The following is a 22,166-nucleotide window of genomic DNA, read 5'->3' as shown; positions in this document are numbered from 1 at the left end:
AGTCAAACGAGTAGTTGGATGAGTTGTTTCCCTTAGCATCCGACATGCGGAATAGCTCCTTTAATTCTTATTGTGTGAACGGGTTGTAATGATAGTATCTGAGCGAAATTTGGCCAAATTTGATTGGCCGGAGGCGGCAACGCCGCCGGGGTTTGGTTGCGCAGCAGCCAAACCCCATCTTTTGCGATGCCGCGTTAACTGCCTGCCCCTTAAGCGACCGCGATGCTTAAGTGCCTGCCCCTTAACCTTAAGTGCCTATGCTTAAGTGCCTGCGCCTTAGCGATGGAGCTGGCGCCAAAGCAGGTCGTTGACCTCGGGTTCGGTGGGGGTATAGCCAGTTGGGGCGGCGAGCAGCAGCTCGCGTAGCCGCTCAATGCGGAAGTTCTGGCAGGCATCGTCGAGATCATCGAGCAAGGCCGCCATGCGCGGCCACTCCCAGTACTCTTCAATGGCACGCATAATACGCGGGTGCGAGCAGTCGACCACGTTGTCGCCAATCAGCAGCTCTTCGTAGAGCTTCTCACCAGGGCGCAGGCCGCTGAACACGATAGCGATATCGCCGTGGGGGTTATCGTTGTCCTTCACTTCTAGCCCCGACAAGTGAATCATTTTCTTGGCTAGATCAACAATGCGCACGGGCTCACCCATATCCAGCACGAACACGTCACCGGAGCTACCCATGGTGCCGGCTTGGATCACCAGCTGCGCGGCCTCCGGAATGGTCATAAAGTAGCGGGTTATGTCGGGGTGGGTCACGGTGACCGGGCCACCTATTTCAATTTGGCGCTTGAATAACGGCACCACAGAGCCTGATGAACCCAGTACGTTACCAAAGCGCACCATGGCAAAACGGGTAGATACCCCTTCGCGAGAAGCCAATGCCTGCAACACCAGCTCTGACAAGCGCTTAGTAGTACCCATCACGTTAGTGGGCCGCACCGCTTTGTCGGTCGAAATCAACACAAACTGCTCAACACCGGCGCTGATAGCTGCTTCGGCGGTATGCCAGGTACCGAACACGTTATTGCGCACACCCTCAACCATGTTGAATTCAACCAGCGGCACATGCTTATAAGCGGCGGCGTGATATACCGTCTGCACTTTAAAGGCTTTCATGACCGCTTCAACGCGGTTGCGGCGCTGCACGGTACCGATAATCGGGTAAATCGGTACTGTGATGCCCAAGCGCTTGGCCATAGCCAGCAATTCGCCTTCAATGCTATACAGCCCGTACTCGCTTAATTCGTACAACACCAAGGCGGCAGGTTGCTGCTGAATAATTTGTCGGCATAGCTCACCACCAATAGAGCCCCCCGCCCCAGTGACAAGCACCACTTTACCGCGAATGTGCTTGGCCATGAGTGCGGCATCGGGTGCGACGGCATCGCGACCGAGCAGATCTTCAATGTGCACGTCTTGCAGGGCATCAATGCTGAGATCGCCATTAACCATATCGGCCATACCAGGCACGGTTTGCACGCGTATATTGAGTGGTTCTAACGATTCAAGGATTTGTTTACGGGCAGCGCGGGTGCTGGAGGGTAGCGCCAGCAAGATGCGTTCTATGTGCTGGGCTTTAACGGTAGCGGCCACTTTATCGGGGGCAATAACAGGGATGCCCAAAATAGTGGAGCGCTGCAAGGTAACGTCGTCGTCAACAAACACCACGGGGTGAAATTGCTCGCCATTTAATAGCGCTTGGGCAAGCTGGCGGCCGGCTGAACCGGCACCATAAATCATTACGCGGGTTTTGCGACGGCTAATCATACGCTGATAGATTTCACGCATGGCCAAACGGCTACCGCCAATCATCAGTAATGACATTAAGCCATAATTGACAATGGCATCTAGAGGTAAGGTGACACTGAGTACTTGCACCAAGGTATACAGCCACAAGGTAGATACCACAACGCCAACAAACACCACGCCTAAAGCACGAATGCTGACGTAACGCACCACGGCGCGGTACAAGCCAAGTTTAATGAATACGGCGATAGAGCCTATGGTGAGTAACGCATAAAGCGCAACCCAATGCAGGGCTAAACCCGGTGGGTTCAGAGAAACGTTGAGGCAATAGGCAACAATGAGGGCAACAAACATGGCGGCCGCGTCGGCGGCCAAGCTGACCACGCGCTTGATAGCGCGGGGCAATTGGAGGATTTTAATCAACAGCTGCACGGCAATATCTTCCAAAAGAGATTGCGTGAGAGTATAGCGATGTTAAGGATGTGTTACAACAACGAAAAAAGCGCCCGTAGGCGCTCTTTTACGAGATATTACAAAGTAATTTAGCCTTGCGCTGAAGCAAACACGTCCCGCATTACAGCCTGAGTCTGGGCTATTTCTACATCAGTCAGCGTTGGATGCACCAAGAACATCAGCGATGTCTCACCAAGCTCTCGGGCAACGGGTAATGGCACTGCTGGGCGCCAACCGGTATTGTCGAATGCCTTCTCTAAATACACTTCTGAGCATGAACCTTGATAGCACGGCACACCGCGCGCATAGATTTCTTCAATGATACGGTCGCGTGTCCAACCATTAGCTAAGCGCTCAGGGTTGATGAACATGTAGCACTTGTAAGCACCATGTGCACAACTAGCGACTGAGGGGGCATTGCCGGCAACGCAGCTTGCGCAAGTTTTCGGGCAAGTGCCTAGTGCTGAATCAGGTACACGGATCAAATCGAATTCGCGGCCGACTGACCATAAGGCTTCGGCATTTCGCTGGCGAACGCGTGTCCACTCAGCCATACGTTTTAGTTGAATGCGGCCGATAGCAGCTTGTACTTCAAGCATACGCCAGTTGGTACCAAAACTTTCGTGTAACCAGCGAAAGCCGGGCGGATGTTCACGCTCGTAAACCGCTTCATAGCTTTTACCGTGGTCTTTGAACGACCACATTTTTCGCCACAACGCTTCATCATTAGTGGTAACCATACCGCCTTCACCACCTGTGGTCATGATCTTGTCTTGGCAGAACGACCAAGCGCCAACGTGGCCAATACTGCCTACAGAACGACCTTTGTACCGCGTGCCGTGTGCCTGGGCGCAGTCTTCAATAACATACAGGCCATATTTAGCAGCCAGTGCCATGATTGGGTCCATATCAGCGGCGCGGCCGGCCAAGTGCACCACAATAATAGCCTTAGTCTTGGGCGTTATGACTGGCGCTATAGTATGCGCTTCAATATTCTGTGAATTACGGTCTACGTCGGCAAAAATAGGGATTGCACCCGCGTTGACTACGGTCGAGATAGACGCAATGAAGGTGCGTGGTGTGACGACCACTTCATCGCCCGCACCAATGCCTAACGCAACTAGTGCTACGTCTAGTGCTAACGTGCCATTCGAGAGTGCTATAGCGTGGTTCGTACCAGCCCATGTGGCGAATTCTTTTTCGAACTCGCGACATTCAGTACCCGTCCAGTAGTTGACGCGATTGGATAAAACTACATCATGAACAGCCTTGGCTTCTTCTTCTGAGAATGCCGGCCAAGGGGAGAATGGGGTGTTTAGCATAAATTTGATTCAATCCTTAGAGAACGCTGATATATCAAGCAAATCATTGACATCGCCGGGATAAACTCCGTCGATATAGAAAGATGTTTCAGGCAGCGCATCGAAATCAGATTTCAAGATTGCGACTTGATAAAGATCACACCAACGCCCTTTTCTGAACACGGCCTCTCTAGCACAGCCTTCAACACGCCAACCGCACTTCTTCACATAAGCAGCCATTGAAGGTCCATTGAAATCTAAAATGGCACTATATAAACGGCGCAATCCCACGTTATAAAAGGCCCAGGCCATCGTCAGCATGATTGACTCCGTTCCATACCCTTTTTTCACTTTGCTTGGTAATAGCTTAGTAGCGGTTAATGCACTTTGATTGTGCCAGTCAATATCCCATAACCCCGTGACACCAATCGCCTCATTCGTGGCCAAATCAATAACCATGAGTCGAACTGTGCTAGGATCTTTATGTTGATTCTTCATCCAATCAATTTGCTGAATGCCAGACACAGGGTTGCTCCACCCAACGACCATAGTACTAACAAAGGTGTCATTCGCTAGTTCAGTTAATACTCCGATATCGTGTTCTTCAATCGCACGCAGCCCGATGTTCTTTGACTTAATCATAGTGAAAATTCCTTTAGCTAAATAAGTGGTGCTCTATACTTAGGAAAGTAATTACTCTCAGTATCGAGGTTAGCGTTCTCAATTCTGCTATTAACTAGCTCAGCATAAACTTGTTCATCGAAAACTTTGGTTAAAAGCGAAAAAGTAACTGGATCAGCCTTGGTAAAAGACTTTTTAAATTTAAAAAGGCTATCTTCCTTGGTACCGACACCTCCACCAAGATTGAAGGTCTTGAATCCATTCGCAGCGCCCCACTCCATCGCTTTGTAGATTAGTAAGTTCATCGCTGGAATACCGCGAGCAGAGCTACTTGAACCAGAAAGATGATAGTTCATAGTGCTATTATTATGTGTGATTAAAGCAGCGCAGAGTAACTCGCCATCAAGTTCAGCCTTAAAGTAACTAAACGCCCCCTTAAGCCGCTCATCGAACATATCGTGAAATGACAGAGGGAAAAAATAAAAGTCTCCTGCCTGCGCTCTACCCATTGTTTCATCGTAAATTTGTTTAAAATCTTTGGGAGATAGCACCTCACTACCACCCCAGATTATCTCGACACCAAGCTTTTCAGCCTTGCGAATCACGTTTTTACTTTTTGATGGAACATTTGCCCATAAGTCCTCTTGGCTAAGATCGATATTCACAATTGGTCCAACATCTTGTTGCTGGTACCATGGATTAAGCAATGCAATATCACAGCTATTTGGATGAGTGCGTATAACTTCAGATACAATCTCTCGTTCTTGGCAGCTGCGCTGATAGTCTTCTAGAAACTGGAGAATTCCTTCAGGGCTACTATTTCCTTGCACAATCCAGCCTCCGTAGCCATAAGGTGATGTCAAATCAAAAAGGGCGGTGCCAAGAATGGATCGAAGCTGAACCACATTACAAGCCCTAAAGCTATTTCCCGTATAATAGACAAGAAAAGGTTCACCTTCACTTACCAAAGCAAACGACTCGGCGTAACCATGATGATAGTAAATATCGGATTGTTCGAACGATTCAACGACAGCTTGCCAGCGCTCACTGTCATTTAGCGATATCCATTCAATTGACAACATCTATTCCTTCTAAAGCTTGTTTCAGTATCTTAGCGAGCAGAAAAATTTCGTGTTCGCCATAGCGGAAATCTGTTGGTATAACCAACATTCTTTGGCTAAAAACTTTGTCTGCTTCTGTCATGTATTGATCGTCGACTGGCCACAAAACGGCCGGGTAGACATCTTTTTCTATAAGCGATTTCTTAACCTGTTCGCGTGCGTTATTGTCCTTAAAACCAATAATAAAAAATACATCATCATCAATAAGTTCAACATAGCAAAAGGAGTCACTTAGAATGCTTGCCAATAACTTATTATTTTGCCGACGAGCGCCCAGGTAATAGGTCATATCCAAGTGGCTTAGTTGTTTGTCAGGCATTACAGAACCGCTTGGATTTCTTACATCCCCAAATGCTGATTCGCATTCGGAAAAGGTGTTAAGAAAGCCATTCTTCTCGGCAACCTTGTTCTGCAAGTAAAGTGACTTTGTCGACATCGCCAAGCTAACACGTTGAAAATTATTTAAATGATTATCTGTCGCCGAAGGAGTGTGTAAAGGGGACTGTGAGTGAATAGATAAGAGTTTCAGATACCCACCGTCAGCAATAGGCAGTATTTTCCTCAGTGAGCCGAATTCATAATCCACATCGAAAGAATAACGAAAATCGCTAGCGGGGTTATGGGTTTTATCGAGGACGACGATGGGGTTGCCATTTAACTCCAGTCTACTCGGGTTACCAAAGTACTCAGGAACAACAACGATGTCTGTTGCTTTAAATGCATTGGTCGTGACAACTGGTTTGTATGGGGTGCTAGGGTAAATTTTAACATTGTATTCACGTGCCAGAGCACTAGTGATCGGGTGACAATAATAGCTTGGCATCCATATCGTAAATTCCCGCTGTTCCGCCTCGTTTATCGAGGTAATACTGCGAATGACCGCATAGAGTGCATCACGGCCACTTCCAAGGAAAACACTATCCTCATCTGTCCAAGTTGAGTCTGAAAAAACTAGTACCGTTTCTTCATAGAACGAACCAAATTCCTGTTTTTTTGAAGTCATGGATACATTAATGCTTAACGATACTTCTTTGAACGGAGTTCGTGAAAACTAATCGGTCGCGCTTCCGCTTGCCCAATTCCATCTGATCGAATAACTTTGTATACCGTCAAAAATAGTATCTTGATATCAAGCCACAACGAGTAATTGTCAACATACTCGATATCAAATTTAAACTTATCTTCCCAACTAAGAGAATTACGCCCCTTAACCTGAGCCAAACCAGTAATTCCGGGACATACTTCATGTCGACGGAATTCCTCGGGTGTATAAAACGGAATGTACAATATGGATAATGGACGCGGCCCAACTAGACTCATATCCCCCTTGAGCACATTCCAAAGTTCCGGAAGCTCATCAAGACTAGTCGAACGTAAAAGCTTTCCAAATCGAGTTAAGCGTTCGGGGTCTGGAAGTGGATCTCCATTTTCGTCATGAGCATCCAACATGGTCCGAAACTTGATCATTTCAAACGGCTTACCATTTCTTCCTGGGCGCACTTGCCGAAAAAATATCGGACTGCCTAGTTTTATTCTAACCAGTAATATCACAATCAATAAAACCGGCAATAGCATAACCAGTGCAATTAACGAGACAATGATATCGAAGAATCTTTTTATCAACACAAAATGACCTCTGGTTGTTACAAAACTATGATTGCGTTCATTTCCGACGCAAATTGCAATGGGGTCAGTATATGATTTTTCTCTACCGAATTAGTGTCGTGAAAGCCTTGCTGAATTTCTTTGAACATTTGCACAACTGAAAAAACATCTGCTTTAACTGCTTCACCAGCTCTATGTTCATAAACCCAACGCGCTACTGCTGTATCCTTCCCACAAATCGCAAGTATACTGCAACCTGAAGCCAGATAAGAGGACGACTTACTTGGGAATGCATACTTCGTCACTTCATCATCTATTGGCAAAATTGCCCATCGGTGTTCAGCAACGAGTTTATTGGCTGAAGAAGGTTTGACATAGCCATGGTAGGTAACTTGAGAGTGTTTCCCAGCAAGCTCTTCAATTTTAGGGCCGTATACACCACCACCCGCGAAACTGAAGTTAAGTGTGCCGCCCCCATTAATATAACTTTCAATCGCATCCAAAAGCACTGGAATTTGTTGGACTCGCCCTGCATTTCCGCAAAACACAAAATCTTTAGTTTTTGGCGTGTTGCGAATCTCTTCAGGCATCTCAAATGAGGGATTAGCGACTAAATGAACCGGCGCCTTAGTTCTCGATACCTTACGTATGTATTGCGCCATGTCGTCTGACAAAGTAACCAAATGTGTGGCATGTCTCAGAGTAATATTATCGAGCCCTCGAAGTAGCTTAAACACCCATTTGTTCATCGGAATAACAAGGTTTGTAATTTCTGGATGAATATCTTGCAAATGATAAGTGTATTTAGCCCGAAAAAGCGCGCAATAAATAAACACTAGAAATGGGACAACAACGGGTGGGTTGGTCGACACATAAACATGCTTCGGTCGAGCGCGGCATAATGACCAAAAGACAAAGGGGCTAAACAGGAGTGCATCAAAAATACGTCTTACTAAACTACTCGCTGAGTTAGAACGACTTTTGGCAACATAAAACTTAACGCCGTGGCCACGGTTCTGCTTTGCCGCTTCAGCGGCAATATCAGTCTTTGCTTGGGCTATTACACATGCTTTACCATTATTAGCAATCACTTGCTCAGCCATTTGAAACTTGGCTTCGCCTAATATTTCACTTTCAGGCCAAAACGAGCGATTAATTATCGCTAGATCGCACTTCTTCTCAAGCATTACCAATCATACCGACTAAACGAATCCATATTCTTCCAGTGTATCGTAAGCTTGGCTGTACCCGTGATCAAACGTACAACGCGCTCTGATGTATTTCTGATTTTGTATTCTTCGGGTATTTCACGCTTAGTGCCCGAGAATACATCGCGGCTTGCAGTCGCTATCCGAATACCTTCAATCAAGGTATCTTTGTCCAAGCCGGTCAGTGCAATAGCGCCGGTATCTAGAGCTTCAGGGCGCTCAATTGAGCGGCGCATGGTTACCGCTGGAAAGTCCAAAATCGATGATTCTTCACTAATAGTGCCGCTATCTGAAATGGCGCAGTAGGCTTCCATTTGTAGCTTGTTGTAGTCGAAGAAGCCAAAGGGCTTTAAGAAACGGATATCGCCAATGACTTTGTCTAAGCCTAACTTTTCTAAACGATTACGCGTGCGTGGGTGGGTAGAAACAACTATTGGGTACCCGTATTCTTCGTACAGCGCATTCAAAGCCTCAACCACTTTCGCTAGGTTAGCTTTGCTATCAACATTCTCTTCACGGTGCACACTCACAATAAAGAATTTACCAGCTTCTAATTTAAGCTCATCGAGTACCTTAGAGTTTTGAATTAATTCCAGCGAGTGTTCTAATACTTCGCGCATTGGCGAGCCAGTCAGATAGATAAAGCGATGCGAAAGACCTTCGCTAATTAAATGACGACGAGCATGCTCGGTATACACCAAGTTAAAATCGGCTAGATGATCAACCAGCTTACGATTAATTTCTTCCGGTACATTTGCATCAAAGCTTCGGTTGCCTGCTTCCATATGGTAAGTCGGCACTTTCATGCGTTTGGCCATGATGGTAGCGGAGGCACTATTGGTATCACCCAACACAAGAACGGCATCAGGTTTTTCTTCTAAAATTACCTGCTCAGTTTTGATAAGAATTTCACCTAAACTGCGCCCTAAACTTGAAGTATCGACATTGAGAAAGTGATCCGGCTGGCGTACGCCAAGTTCCTCAAAAAAAACATCGTTGAGCTCGTAATCATAATTTTGCCCAGTGTGGACTATTTTATGATCGACAACTTGGTCTAATGCGGCCATGACACGCGACAATCTGATAATTTCAGGGCGCGTGCCGAGTATGGTCATTACTTTTAGTTTTTTCATTCAACTGGCTCTATTATTGGGCAAGCATAAGTGGGCAAGCATAAGTATCTGGGTTTTCACGGTCAAAGATTTCGTTGGCCCATAGCATCACCACCATCTCTTCATCACCGACGTTAGTAATGTCATGGCTCCAACCAGGAACCGTCTCTACTATTTCTGGCTGACTACCATCGGTGAATAGCTCATAAAACTCACCGGTCACCATATGTCGAAACTTGAAACTAGCTTTACCTTTAATCACTAAAAACTTTTCTGTTTTGGTGTGGTGGTAATGTCCACCTCGGGTAATACCTGGGTGCGCGGTGAAAAAAGAAAACTGACCGGCATCGGGGGTTTTGAGCATTTCAACAAAAACACCACGCTCATCACCGTATTTTGGCACTGAATAGGTGAACTTATCTGTTGGCAGATAGCTCACGTAGGTGGAATAAAGCTTGCGCGTGAAGCCACTACCGACGCGCTCTGAGATCAAGGTCTCACGGCTCTCTTTAAAAGCATGAAGCTGTTGAGCTATCTGCCCTACCGTTTCAATATATACTGGGCTTGCCGCAGCAAGCCCTGAAGTGGGCGCTCGTTGATTCGTTTTAACTGCATCAATGGCTTCACGCACACGTGTCAACAATGCGTTGACAACATCATCCACATAAATCAGTTGCACTTCGGCTGCTTCGTTATGAATCTGTATGGGGATATCACGGATAATGTTGTGGCAGAATGTCGCCACCATTGAGTTGTAATTCGGTTTGCACCATTTGCCAAAAACATTGGCTAGGCGATAAATATAAACTGGATTATCTGTAGTATCGCTTAGCTTCAGCAGTATATCCTCAGCGGCCTTTTTGCTCTGGCCGTAGGGATTATCTCGTTCTGCTTGAATTGAAGAGCTGTAAACAATAGGGATAAAACGCTGTTGCGATTGAACAACATCCGACACGGCTTCAGCTAAAGCCTGGGTCAGATCTGCATTACCTTGTTGAAACTCTTGTTCATGTTGAGGTCGGTTAATACCGGCTAGATGGATAACACCATCGACATCTTTCACCAAACTAGGTAACTCGTTGATAGAGTTATCACGGGTAAAGGTAACTACTTCGACATCAGGCATCTCATTAAGGTGCACAATAAAGTTTTTACCAACAAAGCCGTTTGCACCGGTGACCAATAACTTCATGGTTGGGTCCTTGTAACCTAGATTAACCTTCTGGGTTGATATAATCGCCTGCGGCAAAAGCACGCATGAAATCAAGTTTAAGCAACAATTGTTTCATTCCAGCGACATCTAGCCGTTCGGTATTGTGTGAGTTGTAGTCTTCTACTTCGGTAATTTTACTATCGCCCTCTTCAACAAATTTGGCATAGTTTAAGTCGCGCAAATCTGGCGGCACCCGATAGTACTCGCCCATGTCGTCAGCACAGACCATTTCTTCACGTGATAACAAAGCTTCATAGAGCTTTTCACCATGGCGGGTGCCCATAATTTGAATGGGGTGTTCTTCTTTATTGATGAGTTCTAAAATGGCTTTGGCTAGGACTTCAATGGTGGCTGCAGGGGCTTTCTGCACAAAGATATCGCCATTTTGACCGTGCTCAAATGCATAGAGAACCAAATCAACTGCGTCATCCAGAGTCATCATGAAGCGAGTCATGCCGGGATCAGTAATGGTAATTGGTTTACCAGCGCGTATTTGATCAACAAATAGCGGGATAACCGAGCCACGCGAGGCCATGACATTACCGTAGCGGGTACCACAAATCACGGTCTTGTTTGCATCCACGTTACGTGATTTCGCAACCATGACTTTTTCCATCATGGCTTTAGAGATACCCATGGCGTTAATCGGATACACGGCTTTATCGGTACTTAAACAAACCACGCGTTTTACTTCGTTTTGAATGGCGGCTTCTAAAACGTTTTCTGTACCTAGTACGTTCGTTTTCACCGCTTCCATTGGGTGAAATTCACACGAAGGCACTTGCTTTAATGCTGCGGCATGATAGATAAAGTCAACACCACGAGTTGCATTTAACACGCTTTGATAATCACGCACATCACCAATATAAAACTTTAGTTTGGGGTGATTGTACGCTTTGCGCATGTCGTCTTGTTTTTTTTCATCACGGCTGAAAATTCTAATTTCAGCGATGTCTGTATCGAGAAAACGGCGGAGAACAGCGTTGCCGAAAGAGCCTGTCCCCCCAGTGATGAGGAGTTTTTTTCCTTTAAATAGCATTATTGCTTCCTACTTTTTTCATATGCGTACTTGAACATGGCAATATTCGCTTCGATGGCATCACGTTGTGAAAACTTATGTTTCGCCCACCGCAAAACCTTTTGCCGCTTGGCCTGATACTCTTTATCTGTTAATGCTGCAAATTCATCAATAGCCCGAGCGAATTTGTCAGGCTTACTCAATGGAATATCCCAACCAATACCTTTTTCTTCAAGCTGGCGCCAAGGCGTGGTATCCGCAATCAAGACAGGAAGTCCAGCGCAAAAGGCTTCTGCAATGACATGCCCATAATTTTCACCAAGCGTTGGCATGAAAAACATATCGTAGGTCGCCATAGTATTAACAACTTGATCAGGTGTTAGCACACCCTGGTATCGAACTTCAACATGCGCCGGAAGCTGTTTAATCTCCGCTTCACATTTTGTCCAGTACTCCTTGTCTTCAATGGGGCCATAGATATCGTAAACAACAGGACTACTAACATGCTTGAGTATCTGTATGGCTTGGAGTAAATTTTTCATTAGAGAAATACGAGATACAACTATGATGCGGTTGATATCACTATTCTTTTGTGGAATATCTAACGCAAACTCTTGAGCGCCAAGATTTTCTGCAATTCTTATATCAACGCTGTTACCTAGTTCTCGCTTGATATCTCGAGCTTCATAATCAGAAGACGCTTGAAATATAGCTCTGCGATGGAAACCGAAAGCTCTATATATCGCTATAAACAATTTCTTCTTGAAAGATTTTAACTTTAGCGCACCTTCAGAAAATTCACCACGAGGACCTACAATAATTATTCGCTTGGTGTTTCTTGCCAAGAACTGGGGATAAATTGAAAACCGAAAAGAAAAGAAACTATTGACATAGATAAAGTCGTAGTATTCCTTTGTGATAATTCCCTTTATTTGTTCTCTACCGACACTTCCTGCTGACACGTAATATACATCAGCATTTCCGACTCGGTTCCAAGCTCCTATTTTTACACTTCTAAAAGGCTCAGCGTCGCCAAGATCTCGATCGGCTGTAATTAAACGATACGCAATGTCTCCACTTCCGGTAGTATCAAAAAGATTTTTTATCGTTTTTATCGGTCCACCACCTTTGTAGCTTGGAAGGTAGTGGCCTGTGAAGGTTAGTATACGCATATAATGCTAATCCTGAATTTAGAAAACAACCGAAATTCTAATGAAAAGGTCGGAAAATCTCAACCTTACCAATTTGATCTCTTCACGCGTTATAGATTCACATAAAGTTTTTAAAGTCTTAACAGAAACACCAGTCTTAAATGATGGCAAATAACAGACTGAAAAAATAAAAATAAACATGATTAGACTTATCCCGCTAACTTCAATCCAACGTTTCGCAGATATCGAGCGCTTCCCTTAGAATAGATTCCCATGTATATGCCTTTAATGCGCTCTGCCTCTTTGTTGTAACCCAACTAAGCGAATGGGCATTAGAAATGAGCCATGATAAATTAGAAAAGTCGTTCTCAACGATAAACCCAATATCTAAGTACTCCTTTGGCAAACCCGCGAAGCCATTAACCAAAACAAATCCTGGAAACGAATTAACAGAAAAAAATTTAGAAGGAAAAAAGAAACGCTCTGCCAATCCAATTGAGAATCTAAAACAACAGTTAAAATCAGCTTCACGCTGTAGATAATCTAATTCCTTTTTTGAAACCGTCCCCATATAGTTGATCCGAGAATCTCTACTACATTTTTCAACTACATAATCACGAAGATTACCATCACCATAGATCTCCGCTTGAAAATTGAACTTTATTCTTTGAAGATTATCAATAAAAACGTCAACACCATTGTGTTTTTCAAGCGCTCCGGCTAGGATAATTTTCACTGCTGATTTGCGTGCCTGCTCAGTTTTCTTTACTTGCTTTAGCGGCTCGAGCTCCCCTTGAAAAACAAGACTTTTATTACCGGGGACATTAAAATATCTTGCCATGTGCTGTGACACAGAAATCACACAAGAAAAATATTTTACATTGAATGCAGCAAGGTGATCATGTAGTCTTTTTTGAATTTTAAAAGAATTACCAACAGAAAAATCTTGAACGATCAATATAGTTTTTATTCTAAAAAACTTACTCAATATTAGGACTAGTACATTTGAAAAAAAATACAAATTATACAAAACGATTAGATTTGGTCTTTTTTTGATTATTCGAAAAGTACACAGAAGGCCATAAAAAAGGTCTCTTAAAAGAGGAACCTGTAAAGTTGGCGCAAATAAAATATCTTTTTCTTGCAATGCCTTTTTATATTCGAAAAGACGCCCAGACTTCCTTCCCGAGTAACACACAAAACCTTGTACGCTTGACCCTAAACATTTTAAAGCACTAATAATTCGTCGTTGCACATAATTTCCGGCTATAGATGTTCCATTTTTTCCTTTGCTTAAATCTGGAGATAGATAGCCCAAGTATAATATGTTCACTCCCCCTCGCTCCTTACCGGATTATTCTTTCGATAATTAGAAACAAAAACGACAATCAAACTAAGAATGAGAAATACTGTGTTAATATTGTAAAACATCGAATTACCAACAGATGCAACCATAATAGGTGTAAGGTATAGAAAGAATAACTTACTCCTCAAACTAAAAATGATAAGATTTAGGTAAAAAAACAAAATCCCTATAAAACCAAGCATTCCTATTAAATATCCATAATCAAAATCAAAGTGTACATTATTTCGCCCACCAAAGAGCATAGGTAAAAAATCATTTTCATCCGACAAGGCCATAATGTAGTCAATCAGTATATTTAATTTCGTATTCAAGCTATCCTCAGTAACTCCACGAAGAACTTCCTCAAAGATACTATTTATCGATTCATACATTGCTGCATATAAAATTGTAGCGCATGACGACAATAACAAGAATGTTTTCTTTATACCTTGGGATTGATATATTAGCAGCACGATAAAAGATAGAAACGCTAATAAATATGTTCTAGAACCTGATAGCATTATAGAAAAAAAAACGACCATCGACACACTAATATATTTCTTAGTGGATGTGTATTTATTATGAATAGACTCATTAGTGGTGGAAACGGTATAGATAAGAAATAGCATAAAAATGTTACTTGCCATCACATTCGGGTTCCAAAAAAGGCCGCCTGCACGGAACCCACGAAAGCCGCTAAACAAACTTTGAGTAAATCCGTAATCATGATTATTATTTTCTTCAGAGTTTAAGTAAAAAGCCTCCCTAAATTCTAGAAAATATCCAACGGCTAAGCTTATTTGAAAAAACACCAAAAGAACAATAACAACTAGACATAAGTTACCAATTGACTTCTCATCGACATCGAGCGTGGAACGCAAGGACGTAAGCGAAATGAGCAGGAAGATGAGCATATAACGAATCAAGGTTTCAACTTCAAATGAATACAAGGATATGAACAAGCCAGGCAGGCTCATTAATATGAAAAAGAGCTTCAATCTTAGCTCCTCTTTGTGAAAGATAAACCGTGTACCCGACACTAAAATGAGAAAAAAACCTGTAAACATCAATAAGGTACGCACATCTACTGGAGACATTACTCCGACGACAATAAACATTACTGCTAATGTCAAAGTCCTGTTGCTATTTTCTTTAGACGAACCTACACTTTTCATAAATTGATTTACTTTTCCTGTTTCGGCCTTATTCGATTAAGTATCTTGCTAAACATAATTTTTTTACTTCCAAAAGCGAGGTATCTTAAAACAGATTCCGTCGGACGTAAGAGTTTACTCTCGAAGCGACCACCATAAATAAGCTTCCAAATTTTATTACGATATACCTTATCGTTTATTATATAGGGAGGATGTTTTAGTGGAAGCCTTACATTAAAAGTGTCCATGTTAAATAGCCTTTGTATCTTTCGAGGCATTAGAATCAGCGGTGATGCGTGACTTGCGTTGTGGCCAAACCCTATATTGGAGATCATATTCCTCGAGACTATGATATTTAGCTGAGAATGACCGACATTATTTAACCTTAACCAGAATTCTAAACCTGCAGGATGCCCTTTGTAGAAGCCGAATTTCGGTAACGCACTTAACTGAGCAGAAAATCTTTTATAGTCTCTCGAAATGTCTCTCAAAAGATCTCGTTCGTAGAGATTACTTTGATAGCTAAAGCCCATTTTGAAAAGTTCATAAGTTCTACGCCAAAAGGCTACTCCCCAAATCGACGCAGCTTCACTAAAGAAATAGTCATATGGGCATTTATCGTAGGAGCCCAATGGATTGTGACCGCAGATCATATTGATCCTTAAATCTGACTTATATCTTTCCAATAGGTCTTCGCATAGGTAGAAGAACGAAGCATCAGCAACTATGTCATCTTCAAGAAAAATCAATCGGTCAACCCGATCGAAAATGTAATCAAGCGCTACTTCATTCTTACGATAGAGTCCCATATTTGTATCAAAATAAAGCCGATGAACATCACAATCCCAATCTATGTCACTTACAATTTGCCTACTTTTTGATATGAGCTTCACATCTTCTTGATTTCCAACCCGAGGTCCATCACTTACCAAAAATAAGATTGAAGGCTTTACTCGCTTTAAGACCTCAAAGACGATTTCGAGTTTTTCGGGTCTACAAAAAACATCCAGCATAACAGGGATATTTAGTGTTTGATTAGATTCCATGGGCACCTTTTATATATATTAATAAGTCGTAAAAAATTTCCGCTTATTAGCTTTTAGCTTGCTTGAAAAAGGAAGGACTTAAGTAGAGTGTTGATAAGGTTAAAAATAGTTGGTTGATAGACATAGATATAGAAAATGTTATGAGAAATGCTTCAAAATCAAAGCCTAGAATGACGACAACAATTGTCGAACCCATGCCGATAACCAAAAATATGATTTGCAAAAAAAAGAATCCTTTTTGTTTGCCAAAAAGGTTGTTCAAGGTAGAGTACATTGGTGAGAAAATCAGCGAGAGACTTATCGGAAAAAAAGAAATTAGTGCGTACCGTCCTGATATAGCCCATTCGCTACCGAATACTAATTCGAATATTCTTTCGCCAAACGTACTGAGTATAATTAAAATAAAGAGACTTATAAGTAAACCTAGCGAAATGCTGCGATAATATACACGCCTCAGGTTTTTCTCACTTAAATCTCGCGCCAGCTCACCGAAACACACACTTTTCATTGCGCCAATAAATGGATAGACAGGGCCATTTATTACCATAAATGATAACCCCAAAAGTCCGGCGTATTCTGCTCCGTAAGCAAAGCCTGTTATTAGTATGGGAAACCAGTTCATTAATATCTCGACAACTGCCCCCATTGAAACATACGTGGGGAAAACTCTTAGTGCACGAGTATTTCGAAAAAAACGTTTTAGATTTAATATCAAAAAAACACTGACTATCTTTCTCTTTTTGTTCTTGAGCAATCGGTTAATCTGAATTGACTCTGTTACTAATAGAGCAAAAATAAGGCTATAAGCATTCACGTAAAAAACGCTAAACAGCACTTTTAAAAAATTTGATACCAGCGACTTACTAAGAGTATAACTTGATGCTTCAGCATAACGTTTAGAGTTGATAAGAAAAGACAGGCCCATTTGGAATATAGAAGAAAACGCAGTGAATAATATTATTAGAGGGAGGAATTTAATCACCCAGTTGCCACCAATATTTTTAAAAATTGTTATTGCTATCGGAAGAGTCATAAGAAGCAATATCGAAATAAACAAAGAATACTGAATGCCAAAAATCAGACGCTTGATTAATTGATATTGAGTTGCCGAGTTTCTTATAGCAACATGCATTGAACCGCTTACTATAGGAATTAATAATAAACAAATGGTTGCAAAAATTTGATATTCACCTAAAATTTCCGGTGTATATGCCCGAGTAATCCAGGGCATTACTAGGATAGATATAATTTGGGCGACCACGCTCGCACCCATAATACTTGCAAGAGCTTTAAGCATTAATATGTCATCAATACTATTGTGATATGTGACAATAGTATTTTTTCTTCAAGCATTGTATATTTGATTGTCTAGTTGGTTGTTCTGTAATCATGTTCAAGATTCAAAATGTTCTTTTTCCTTTCCTTTATCAGCCTAATAGGAATTCCTGAGTATATCTTAAACTCTCCACAATCCTGATTTACAAGACTTAAAGCACCAATAGCTGCGCCCTCCGCGATAGTTACTCCAGGCAATATCACTGCTCCAGAACCAACGATTACGTGCCTGCCAATATAAACATCAGCTACTGTCACGTTTTTATAAGCATCAGGAACTGTAGGATTAGTCATATACTCACCGGAATAATCATCATTGCTACTATAGATACTTACTCTAGAAGATATATTACAAAAGTCAGACAGCTGTATTTTACCGGCTCCAATCAGTGAACTAAAGACCGCGATATGAATATTATTCCCAATGTATACCCCCCCGTCACCCGCTGAAACGACGCAAAAGTCGTCTATTCTTACATCATTACCTATGAATACTTTCCCTGCGTTATGTATCGATGCCTTGTCAGATATCAACACATTTTGGCCAATTGAAGCAAAACCCATCTTTTTTAATTTGATTGAGGTTAAAAATGGCATAAAGAACCTACATTTTTTTCAAGATAATATTGGTGATTTGTGCCAATACCCGAGGAGGAACATTATCATAAATTGGTAAACACAGTATCCGTTCCGCAATGTCATTGGAGGTTGGTAAACCATAATCAGCACAGAAAAGGAGCTTTAACGAATCTAAAGATGGATAGAAATACCGCCTTGGAATAATATTATGTTCATTCAGCGCATCGACTATTAGTGTTAGCTGGTCGTTTGAATCAAATAGAATTGGTGCATAGGCGTAATTATCTGTCAAATTGTTATTTCGCGTCTGAAATGCGAAACTTCTATTTAGTTTTTCTAAGTAATGTTCCTTAACAACTCGTCTTTTTGACATGTTAATATTAATTTCATCCAGCACACAAAGACCCATTGCCGCTTGGAACTCATTGAACTTGGCGTTGATACCAAGCTCTTGTATCATCTCAGGACCTGAAATACCAAAACTAATTAGCTTCTTAGCTTTTTCTAGATCTTCTTTGCGCTTGAACACAATAGCACCACCTTCTATTGTGTGAAAGACCTTAGTGGCGTGAAAGCTTAGCGTAGCAGCATCCCCCCACTTTAATAGGCTTTTACTCTTGTAATTAACCCCAAACGCATGCGCGGCATCGTAAATAACTTTTAGGTTGTGCTCACTAGCAATTTCATCTATCGCTTCAACTTCACAGGCATTCCCGAACACATGCACTGGGACGATTGCCCTTGTCTGCGGTGTAATCGCTGCTTCAATATTCTTGGGCGCCAAACACCAAGTATCAGGGTCAATATCGGCAAATACTGGTTCGATGCCTTCCCACTTAAGTGAGCTCGAGGTAGCCACAAAGGTAAAAGGTGTGGTGATCGCTTCGGCTGGTTTCCCGTTGACTGGTTCATTAATACCAAGCGCTCGATAAGCAATTTGTAACGCTAATGTTCCATTCGAAACCAACAATAAGTTTTCAACACCAAGATATTCTTCCAGCCGCTTTGTCAATTCTTGAACTAGCGGTCCATTATTCGTAAGCCATTGACGCTCATAAATGCCATCAATGTATTTATCGAGCTTTTCACGACTAGGTAAATAAGGTTTTGTTACAGGTATCATTATTTATTGGCCTTATGAGCGCTGCTTTAGGCTCAAGATGTATTGACCATAACCATTCTTCGCAAGGCTTTGACCTGCTTGCTGCAATTCTTCCCAGCTAAGCCACCCCTGCAAATAGCCTATTTCTTCTAAACATGCGACCTTGTAACCTTGACGCTTCTCAATTGTTTCTACGAACTGAGCAGCTTCAAGTAAGCTCTCATGTGTGCCGGTATCCAACCAAGCAAACCCGCGTCCTAAAACTTCGACATTTAAGTCACCACGATCTAAGTAAGCTTGGTTAACACAGGTTATTTCTAGCTCACCTCTATCCGATGGTTTTACATTTTTAGCGATTTCAACGACATCATTATCGTAAAAGTAAAGCCCCGTGACAGCGTAATTCGATTTAGGATTCTCCGGCTTCTCCTCAATTGAGATCGCGCGATAATTTTCATCGAACTCAACCACACCGAATCGTTTCGGATCTTTTACTTGATAGCCAAACACTCTCGCACCGCTAACTTGCTGTGCCGCATGCTTTAGCTTTGGACTAAACCCTTGCCCATAGAAAATATTGTCACCCAAAACCAAACAAACGCTATCATCCCCAATGAATTCTTCGCCAATAATGAACGCTTGCGCTAAACCATCAGGGCTTGGTTGTTCTGCGTAAGAAAGCTGAATGCCAAATTGCGAACCATCACCAAGAAGCTTCTTAAAATTAGGTAAATCTTCAGGCGTCGAAATAATCAATATTTCATGAATGCCCGCAAGCATAAGCACCGATAACGGGTAATAGATCATCGGTTTATCGTAGATCGGGAGTAGCTGCTTCGACACGCCCATGGTAATCGGATAAAGGCGTGTACCTGAGCCACCCGCTAAGACGATTCCTTTCATACTCTTTCTCCAGATAAGGCACCTAAGCGTTCGCGTTGATAACTGCCGTCTTGTACATGCTGACACCATTCTTGATTTGCAAGATACCATTCAACGGTTTTTCGAATACCGGATTCAAACGTTTCTTCTGGCGTCCAATTCAATTCGTTTTGGATCTTCGACGCATCAATGGCATAACGCAGATCATGTCCTGGGCGGTCTGTTACGTAGGTAATAAGCTCTTCATAGGCGCTAACGCCCGTTGGCTTATTGGGCACCAATTCTTCGAGTAGGCTACAAATGGTGCGTACAACCTCGATGTTCTGCTTCTCGTTATGGCCGCCAATATTATAAGTTTCGCCAACCTTACCCTCGGTAATAACCTTGTAAAGTGCTCGCGCATGGTCTTCGACGAAAAGCCAATCGCGCACTTGATTGCCCTTGCCGTAAACTGGCAAGGGTTTGCCATCAAGCGCGTTGAGTATCATTAACGGGATCAATTTCTCGGGGAAATGATACGGCCCATAATTGTTTGAGCAGTTCGTCACAAGCGTAGGCAGCCCGTACGTACGTTGCCAAGCTCTCACCAAGTGATCAGAGCTCGCTTTGCTCGCTGAGTAAGGAGAACTTGGGGCGTAGGCTGTGGTTTCGGTAAACAGGGCATCGGTATCATCGAGATCACCGTAGACTTCATCGGTCGAAATATGGTGAAAACGGAAATTAGCTTTACGTTGTTCGTCGAGCTGCGCCCAATATTTGCGAGCGACCTCTAGCAATGTGTAGGTACCGATGATATTCGTTTCGATGAACGCAGCAGGTCCGTCAATTGAGCGATCGACGTGGCTTTCTGCTGCCAAGTGCATCACTGCATCAGGTTGGCGCTCGTTAAACACACGCTCGAGTGCAGCAGTATCGCAAATATCGACTTGTTTAAATGCGTATCGTTCAGAAATCGCAACAGCCTTTAGGCTTTCAAGATTGCCTGCGTAGGTGAGTTTGTCGACGTTAACGACTGAATCATTTGTTTCATCAATAATATGACGTACAACCGCAGAGCCAATAAATCCTGCTCCGCCCGTAATTAAAATTTTCATAGTTATCCGTTACTTCTTACTTGATGGAACTATATTTTCGACATACCAAGGCATAGCTTCATAAATACCTTGAACAATACGATGTGTAGGTGCGAAACCTAGCTTGTCTTTTGCTTTAGAAATATCAGCCTGCGAATGACGAACATCACCTGGTCGAAAATCTCGATAGACAGGTTCGTCGCTATACTGAACACCATTTTCTTTGAGTGCGTCTTTAATACCTTCAAACAGTTCATTCAGCGTAGTACGGTCACCCAATGCCATGTTGTAGATTTCGTCTTTAGCTGCGTCACCTGCTGTCGCAGCAAGGATGTTCAATTGCACAGCATTCGCCACAAAAGAAAAGTCACGGCTGGTCTCGCCATCACCATTAATAAACACTTGCTCACCTTTGATCATGGCCGCAGTCCATTTAGGAATAACCGCTGCGTATGCACCATCAGGGTTCTGACGCGGACCAAACACATTGAAGTAACGTAAACCAATGGTTTTAAAGCCGTAGACACGAGCAAATACACTGGCATAGAGCTCATTCACGTATTTGGTCACGGCGTAAGGTGACAATGGATTACCAATGTTCTCTTCAACTTTAGGTAGTGCTGGGTGGTCACCATAGGTCGAACTACTCGCGGCATAGGTGAAGCTATCCACTCCGGCATCTTTCGCTGCCACTAGTATATTCAAAAAGCCGTCGATATTGCTTTTATTGGTATTAATGGGGTCATCGATGGAGCGAGGTACTGAACCTAGCGCAGCTTGGTGCAATACATAATCAACATCACCCGCTGTGGCATGTTTCATCACCGACGTGCAGGTATCTAGGTCGCAAATATCACCTTCAACAAACTGAAACCGCTGCCATTGGGTTTCTGAAACGATGCCTTGAACCTCATCAAGGTTGCGCTGAAAACCGGTGGAGAAGTTATCTAATCCCACTACATGTTGGTCGAGTTTTAACAAGGTTTCTAGTAAATTCGACCCAATAAAGCCTGCAACACCTGTTACCAGCCATACTTTTGGAGATGACTTCAATTGACTTTGAATTTCTTCGTATTTGGTCATGTGAGCTTATTTTAAGGT

Annotated in this window: 20 protein-coding genes; all 20 read right to left on the bottom strand. The window is 42.8% G+C overall.

Annotated elements, in window-relative coordinates; all coding sequences use genetic code 11:
• Positions 1-276 precede the first annotated feature (276 nt).
• On the bottom strand, positions 277-2,178 hold the full coding sequence (locus EFO84_RS09305) for a polysaccharide biosynthesis protein (protein WP_348534536.1): 1,902 nt from the start codon (positions 2,176-2,178) through the stop codon (positions 277-279).
• 110 nt (positions 2,179-2,288) lie between these two features.
• Positions 2,289-3,521 carry a DegT/DnrJ/EryC1/StrS family aminotransferase gene (locus EFO84_RS09300; protein ID WP_127347781.1) on the bottom strand — a complete coding sequence of 411 codons (1,233 nt, stop codon included), beginning with the start codon at positions 3,519-3,521 and terminating at the stop codon, positions 2,289-2,291.
• 9 nt (positions 3,522-3,530) lie between these two features.
• On the bottom strand, positions 3,531-4,142 hold the full coding sequence (locus EFO84_RS09295) for a GNAT family N-acetyltransferase (RefSeq protein ID WP_127347780.1): 612 nt from the start codon (positions 4,140-4,142) through the stop codon (positions 3,531-3,533).
• 17 nt (positions 4,143-4,159) lie between these two features.
• Positions 4,160-5,203, bottom strand: a complete 1,044-nt coding sequence (locus EFO84_RS09290; protein WP_127347779.1) for a lipid II:glycine glycyltransferase FemX — start codon at positions 5,201-5,203, stop codon at positions 4,160-4,162.
• On the bottom strand, positions 5,190-6,245 hold the full coding sequence (locus tag EFO84_RS11715) for a hypothetical protein (RefSeq protein ID WP_164742419.1): 1,056 nt from the start codon (positions 6,243-6,245) through the stop codon (positions 5,190-5,192). Before EFO84_RS11715 ends, EFO84_RS09290 begins: the two co-directional genes overlap by 14 nt.
• 14 nt (positions 6,246-6,259) lie before the next feature.
• Positions 6,260-6,862 (bottom strand): sugar transferase, encoded by a 603-nt coding sequence (locus EFO84_RS09280; protein WP_276317320.1) that lies wholly within the window; start codon positions 6,860-6,862, stop codon positions 6,260-6,262.
• Positions 6,863-6,885: 23 nt separating this feature from the next.
• Positions 6,886-8,034, bottom strand: coding sequence for a glycosyltransferase family protein (locus EFO84_RS09275; RefSeq protein WP_127347777.1), 1,149 nt, complete (start codon positions 8,032-8,034; stop codon positions 6,886-6,888).
• Positions 8,034-9,188, bottom strand: a complete 1,155-nt coding sequence (wecB, locus tag EFO84_RS09270) for a non-hydrolyzing UDP-N-acetylglucosamine 2-epimerase (RefSeq protein ID WP_127347776.1) — start codon at positions 9,186-9,188, stop codon at positions 8,034-8,036. Before wecB ends, EFO84_RS09275 begins: the two co-directional genes overlap by 1 nt.
• A 13-nt stretch (positions 9,189-9,201) precedes the next feature.
• Positions 9,202-10,359: a UDP-2-acetamido-2,6-beta-L-arabino-hexul-4-ose reductase gene (gene wbjC / locus EFO84_RS09265; RefSeq protein ID WP_127347775.1), complete on the bottom strand. Its 1,158-nt coding sequence runs from the start codon at positions 10,357-10,359 to the stop codon at positions 9,202-9,204.
• 22 nt (positions 10,360-10,381) lie between these two features.
• Entirely contained in the window at positions 10,382-11,419 is a 1,038-nt protein-coding gene (locus EFO84_RS09260) for a polysaccharide biosynthesis protein (protein ID WP_127347774.1), read from the bottom strand.
• The gene (locus EFO84_RS09255) at positions 11,419-12,570 is read right to left on the bottom strand and encodes a glycosyltransferase family 4 protein (RefSeq protein ID WP_127347773.1); all 1,152 of its coding nucleotides are present in this window, start codon (positions 12,568-12,570) and stop codon (positions 11,419-11,421) included. Before EFO84_RS09255 ends, EFO84_RS09260 begins: the two co-directional genes overlap by 1 nt.
• A 202-nt stretch (positions 12,571-12,772) precedes the next feature.
• On the bottom strand, positions 12,773-13,882 hold the full coding sequence (locus EFO84_RS09250; protein WP_127347772.1) for a glycosyltransferase family protein: 1,110 nt from the start codon (positions 13,880-13,882) through the stop codon (positions 12,773-12,775).
• Positions 13,879-15,069, bottom strand: a complete 1,191-nt coding sequence (locus EFO84_RS09245; protein WP_127347771.1) for a hypothetical protein — start codon at positions 15,067-15,069, stop codon at positions 13,879-13,881. The genes EFO84_RS09250 and EFO84_RS09245 overlap by 4 nt, the downstream gene beginning before the upstream one ends.
• Before the next feature lie 8 nt (positions 15,070-15,077).
• Positions 15,078-16,094: a hypothetical protein gene (locus EFO84_RS09240; protein ID WP_127347770.1), complete on the bottom strand. Its 1,017-nt coding sequence runs from the start codon at positions 16,092-16,094 to the stop codon at positions 15,078-15,080.
• Between the two features lie 46 nt (positions 16,095-16,140).
• Complete coding sequence (locus tag EFO84_RS09235; RefSeq protein ID WP_127347769.1) at positions 16,141-17,391, bottom strand: oligosaccharide flippase family protein; 1,251 nt, start codon at positions 17,389-17,391, stop codon at positions 16,141-16,143.
• Positions 17,392-17,462: 71 nt separating this feature from the next.
• Positions 17,463-18,026: an acyltransferase gene (locus EFO84_RS09230; protein ID WP_127347768.1), complete on the bottom strand. Its 564-nt coding sequence runs from the start codon at positions 18,024-18,026 to the stop codon at positions 17,463-17,465.
• Positions 18,027-18,033: 7 nt separating this feature from the next.
• Positions 18,034-19,131 carry a DegT/DnrJ/EryC1/StrS family aminotransferase gene (locus EFO84_RS09225; RefSeq protein ID WP_127347767.1) on the bottom strand — a complete coding sequence of 366 codons (1,098 nt, stop codon included), beginning with the start codon at positions 19,129-19,131 and terminating at the stop codon, positions 18,034-18,036.
• Positions 19,132-19,143: 12 nt separating this feature from the next.
• A complete protein-coding gene (rfbA, locus tag EFO84_RS09220) occupies positions 19,144-20,013 on the bottom strand; it encodes a glucose-1-phosphate thymidylyltransferase RfbA (protein WP_127347766.1) in 870 nt (289 codons plus the stop codon).
• Positions 20,010-21,086, bottom strand: coding sequence for a dTDP-glucose 4,6-dehydratase (gene rfbB / locus EFO84_RS09215; protein WP_127347765.1), 1,077 nt, complete (start codon positions 21,084-21,086; stop codon positions 20,010-20,012). Before rfbB ends, rfbA begins: the two co-directional genes overlap by 4 nt.
• Before the next feature lie 9 nt (positions 21,087-21,095).
• Positions 21,096-22,148, bottom strand: coding sequence for an SDR family oxidoreductase (locus EFO84_RS09210; protein ID WP_127347764.1), 1,053 nt, complete (start codon positions 22,146-22,148; stop codon positions 21,096-21,098).
• Positions 22,149-22,166 lie beyond the last annotated feature (18 nt).

This window comes from Pseudidiomarina mangrovi, from assembly GCF_003999375.1.
Lineage (GTDB): Bacteria > Pseudomonadota > Gammaproteobacteria > Enterobacterales > Alteromonadaceae > Pseudidiomarina > Pseudidiomarina mangrovi.
This window is presented reverse-complemented; position numbering and strand designations above follow the sequence as displayed.

Coding starts and splice junctions, on each gene's coding strand:
- EFO84_RS09300 (WP_127347781.1), bottom strand. CDS start 3,521: ATGCTAAACACCCCATTCTCCCCTTGGCCGGCATTCTCAGAAGAAGAA.
- EFO84_RS09295 (WP_127347780.1), bottom strand. CDS start 4,142: ATGATTAAGTCAAAGAACATCGGGCTGCGTGCGATTGAAGAACACGAT.
- EFO84_RS09290 (WP_127347779.1), bottom strand. CDS start 5,203: ATGTTGTCAATTGAATGGATATCGCTAAATGACAGTGAGCGCTGGCAA.
- EFO84_RS11715 (WP_164742419.1), bottom strand. CDS start 6,245: ATGACTTCAAAAAAACAGGAATTTGGTTCGTTCTATGAAGAAACGGTA.
- EFO84_RS09275 (WP_127347777.1), bottom strand. CDS start 8,034: ATGCTTGAGAAGAAGTGCGATCTAGCGATAATTAATCGCTCGTTTTGG.
- wecB (WP_127347776.1), bottom strand. CDS start 9,188: ATGAAAAAACTAAAAGTAATGACCATACTCGGCACGCGCCCTGAAATT.
- wbjC (WP_127347775.1), bottom strand. CDS start 10,359: ATGAAGTTATTGGTCACCGGTGCAAACGGCTTTGTTGGTAAAAACTTT.
- EFO84_RS09260 (WP_127347774.1), bottom strand. CDS start 11,419: ATGCTATTTAAAGGAAAAAAACTCCTCATCACTGGGGGGACAGGCTCT.
- EFO84_RS09255 (WP_127347773.1), bottom strand. CDS start 12,570: ATGCGTATACTAACCTTCACAGGCCACTACCTTCCAAGCTACAAAGGT.
- EFO84_RS09245 (WP_127347771.1), bottom strand. CDS start 15,069: ATGAAAAGTGTAGGTTCGTCTAAAGAAAATAGCAACAGGACTTTGACA.
- EFO84_RS09240 (WP_127347770.1), bottom strand. CDS start 16,094: ATGGAATCTAATCAAACACTAAATATCCCTGTTATGCTGGATGTTTTT.
- EFO84_RS09235 (WP_127347769.1), bottom strand. CDS start 17,391: ATGCTTAAAGCTCTTGCAAGTATTATGGGTGCGAGCGTGGTCGCCCAA.
- EFO84_RS09230 (WP_127347768.1), bottom strand. CDS start 18,026: ATGCCATTTTTAACCTCAATCAAATTAAAAAAGATGGGTTTTGCTTCA.
- EFO84_RS09225 (WP_127347767.1), bottom strand. CDS start 19,131: ATGATACCTGTAACAAAACCTTATTTACCTAGTCGTGAAAAGCTCGAT.
- rfbA (WP_127347766.1), bottom strand. CDS start 20,013: ATGAAAGGAATCGTCTTAGCGGGTGGCTCAGGTACACGCCTTTATCCG.
- rfbB (WP_127347765.1), bottom strand. CDS start 21,086: ATGAAAATTTTAATTACGGGCGGAGCAGGATTTATTGGCTCTGCGGTT.
- EFO84_RS09210 (WP_127347764.1), bottom strand. CDS start 22,148: ATGACCAAATACGAAGAAATTCAAAGTCAATTGAAGTCATCTCCAAAA.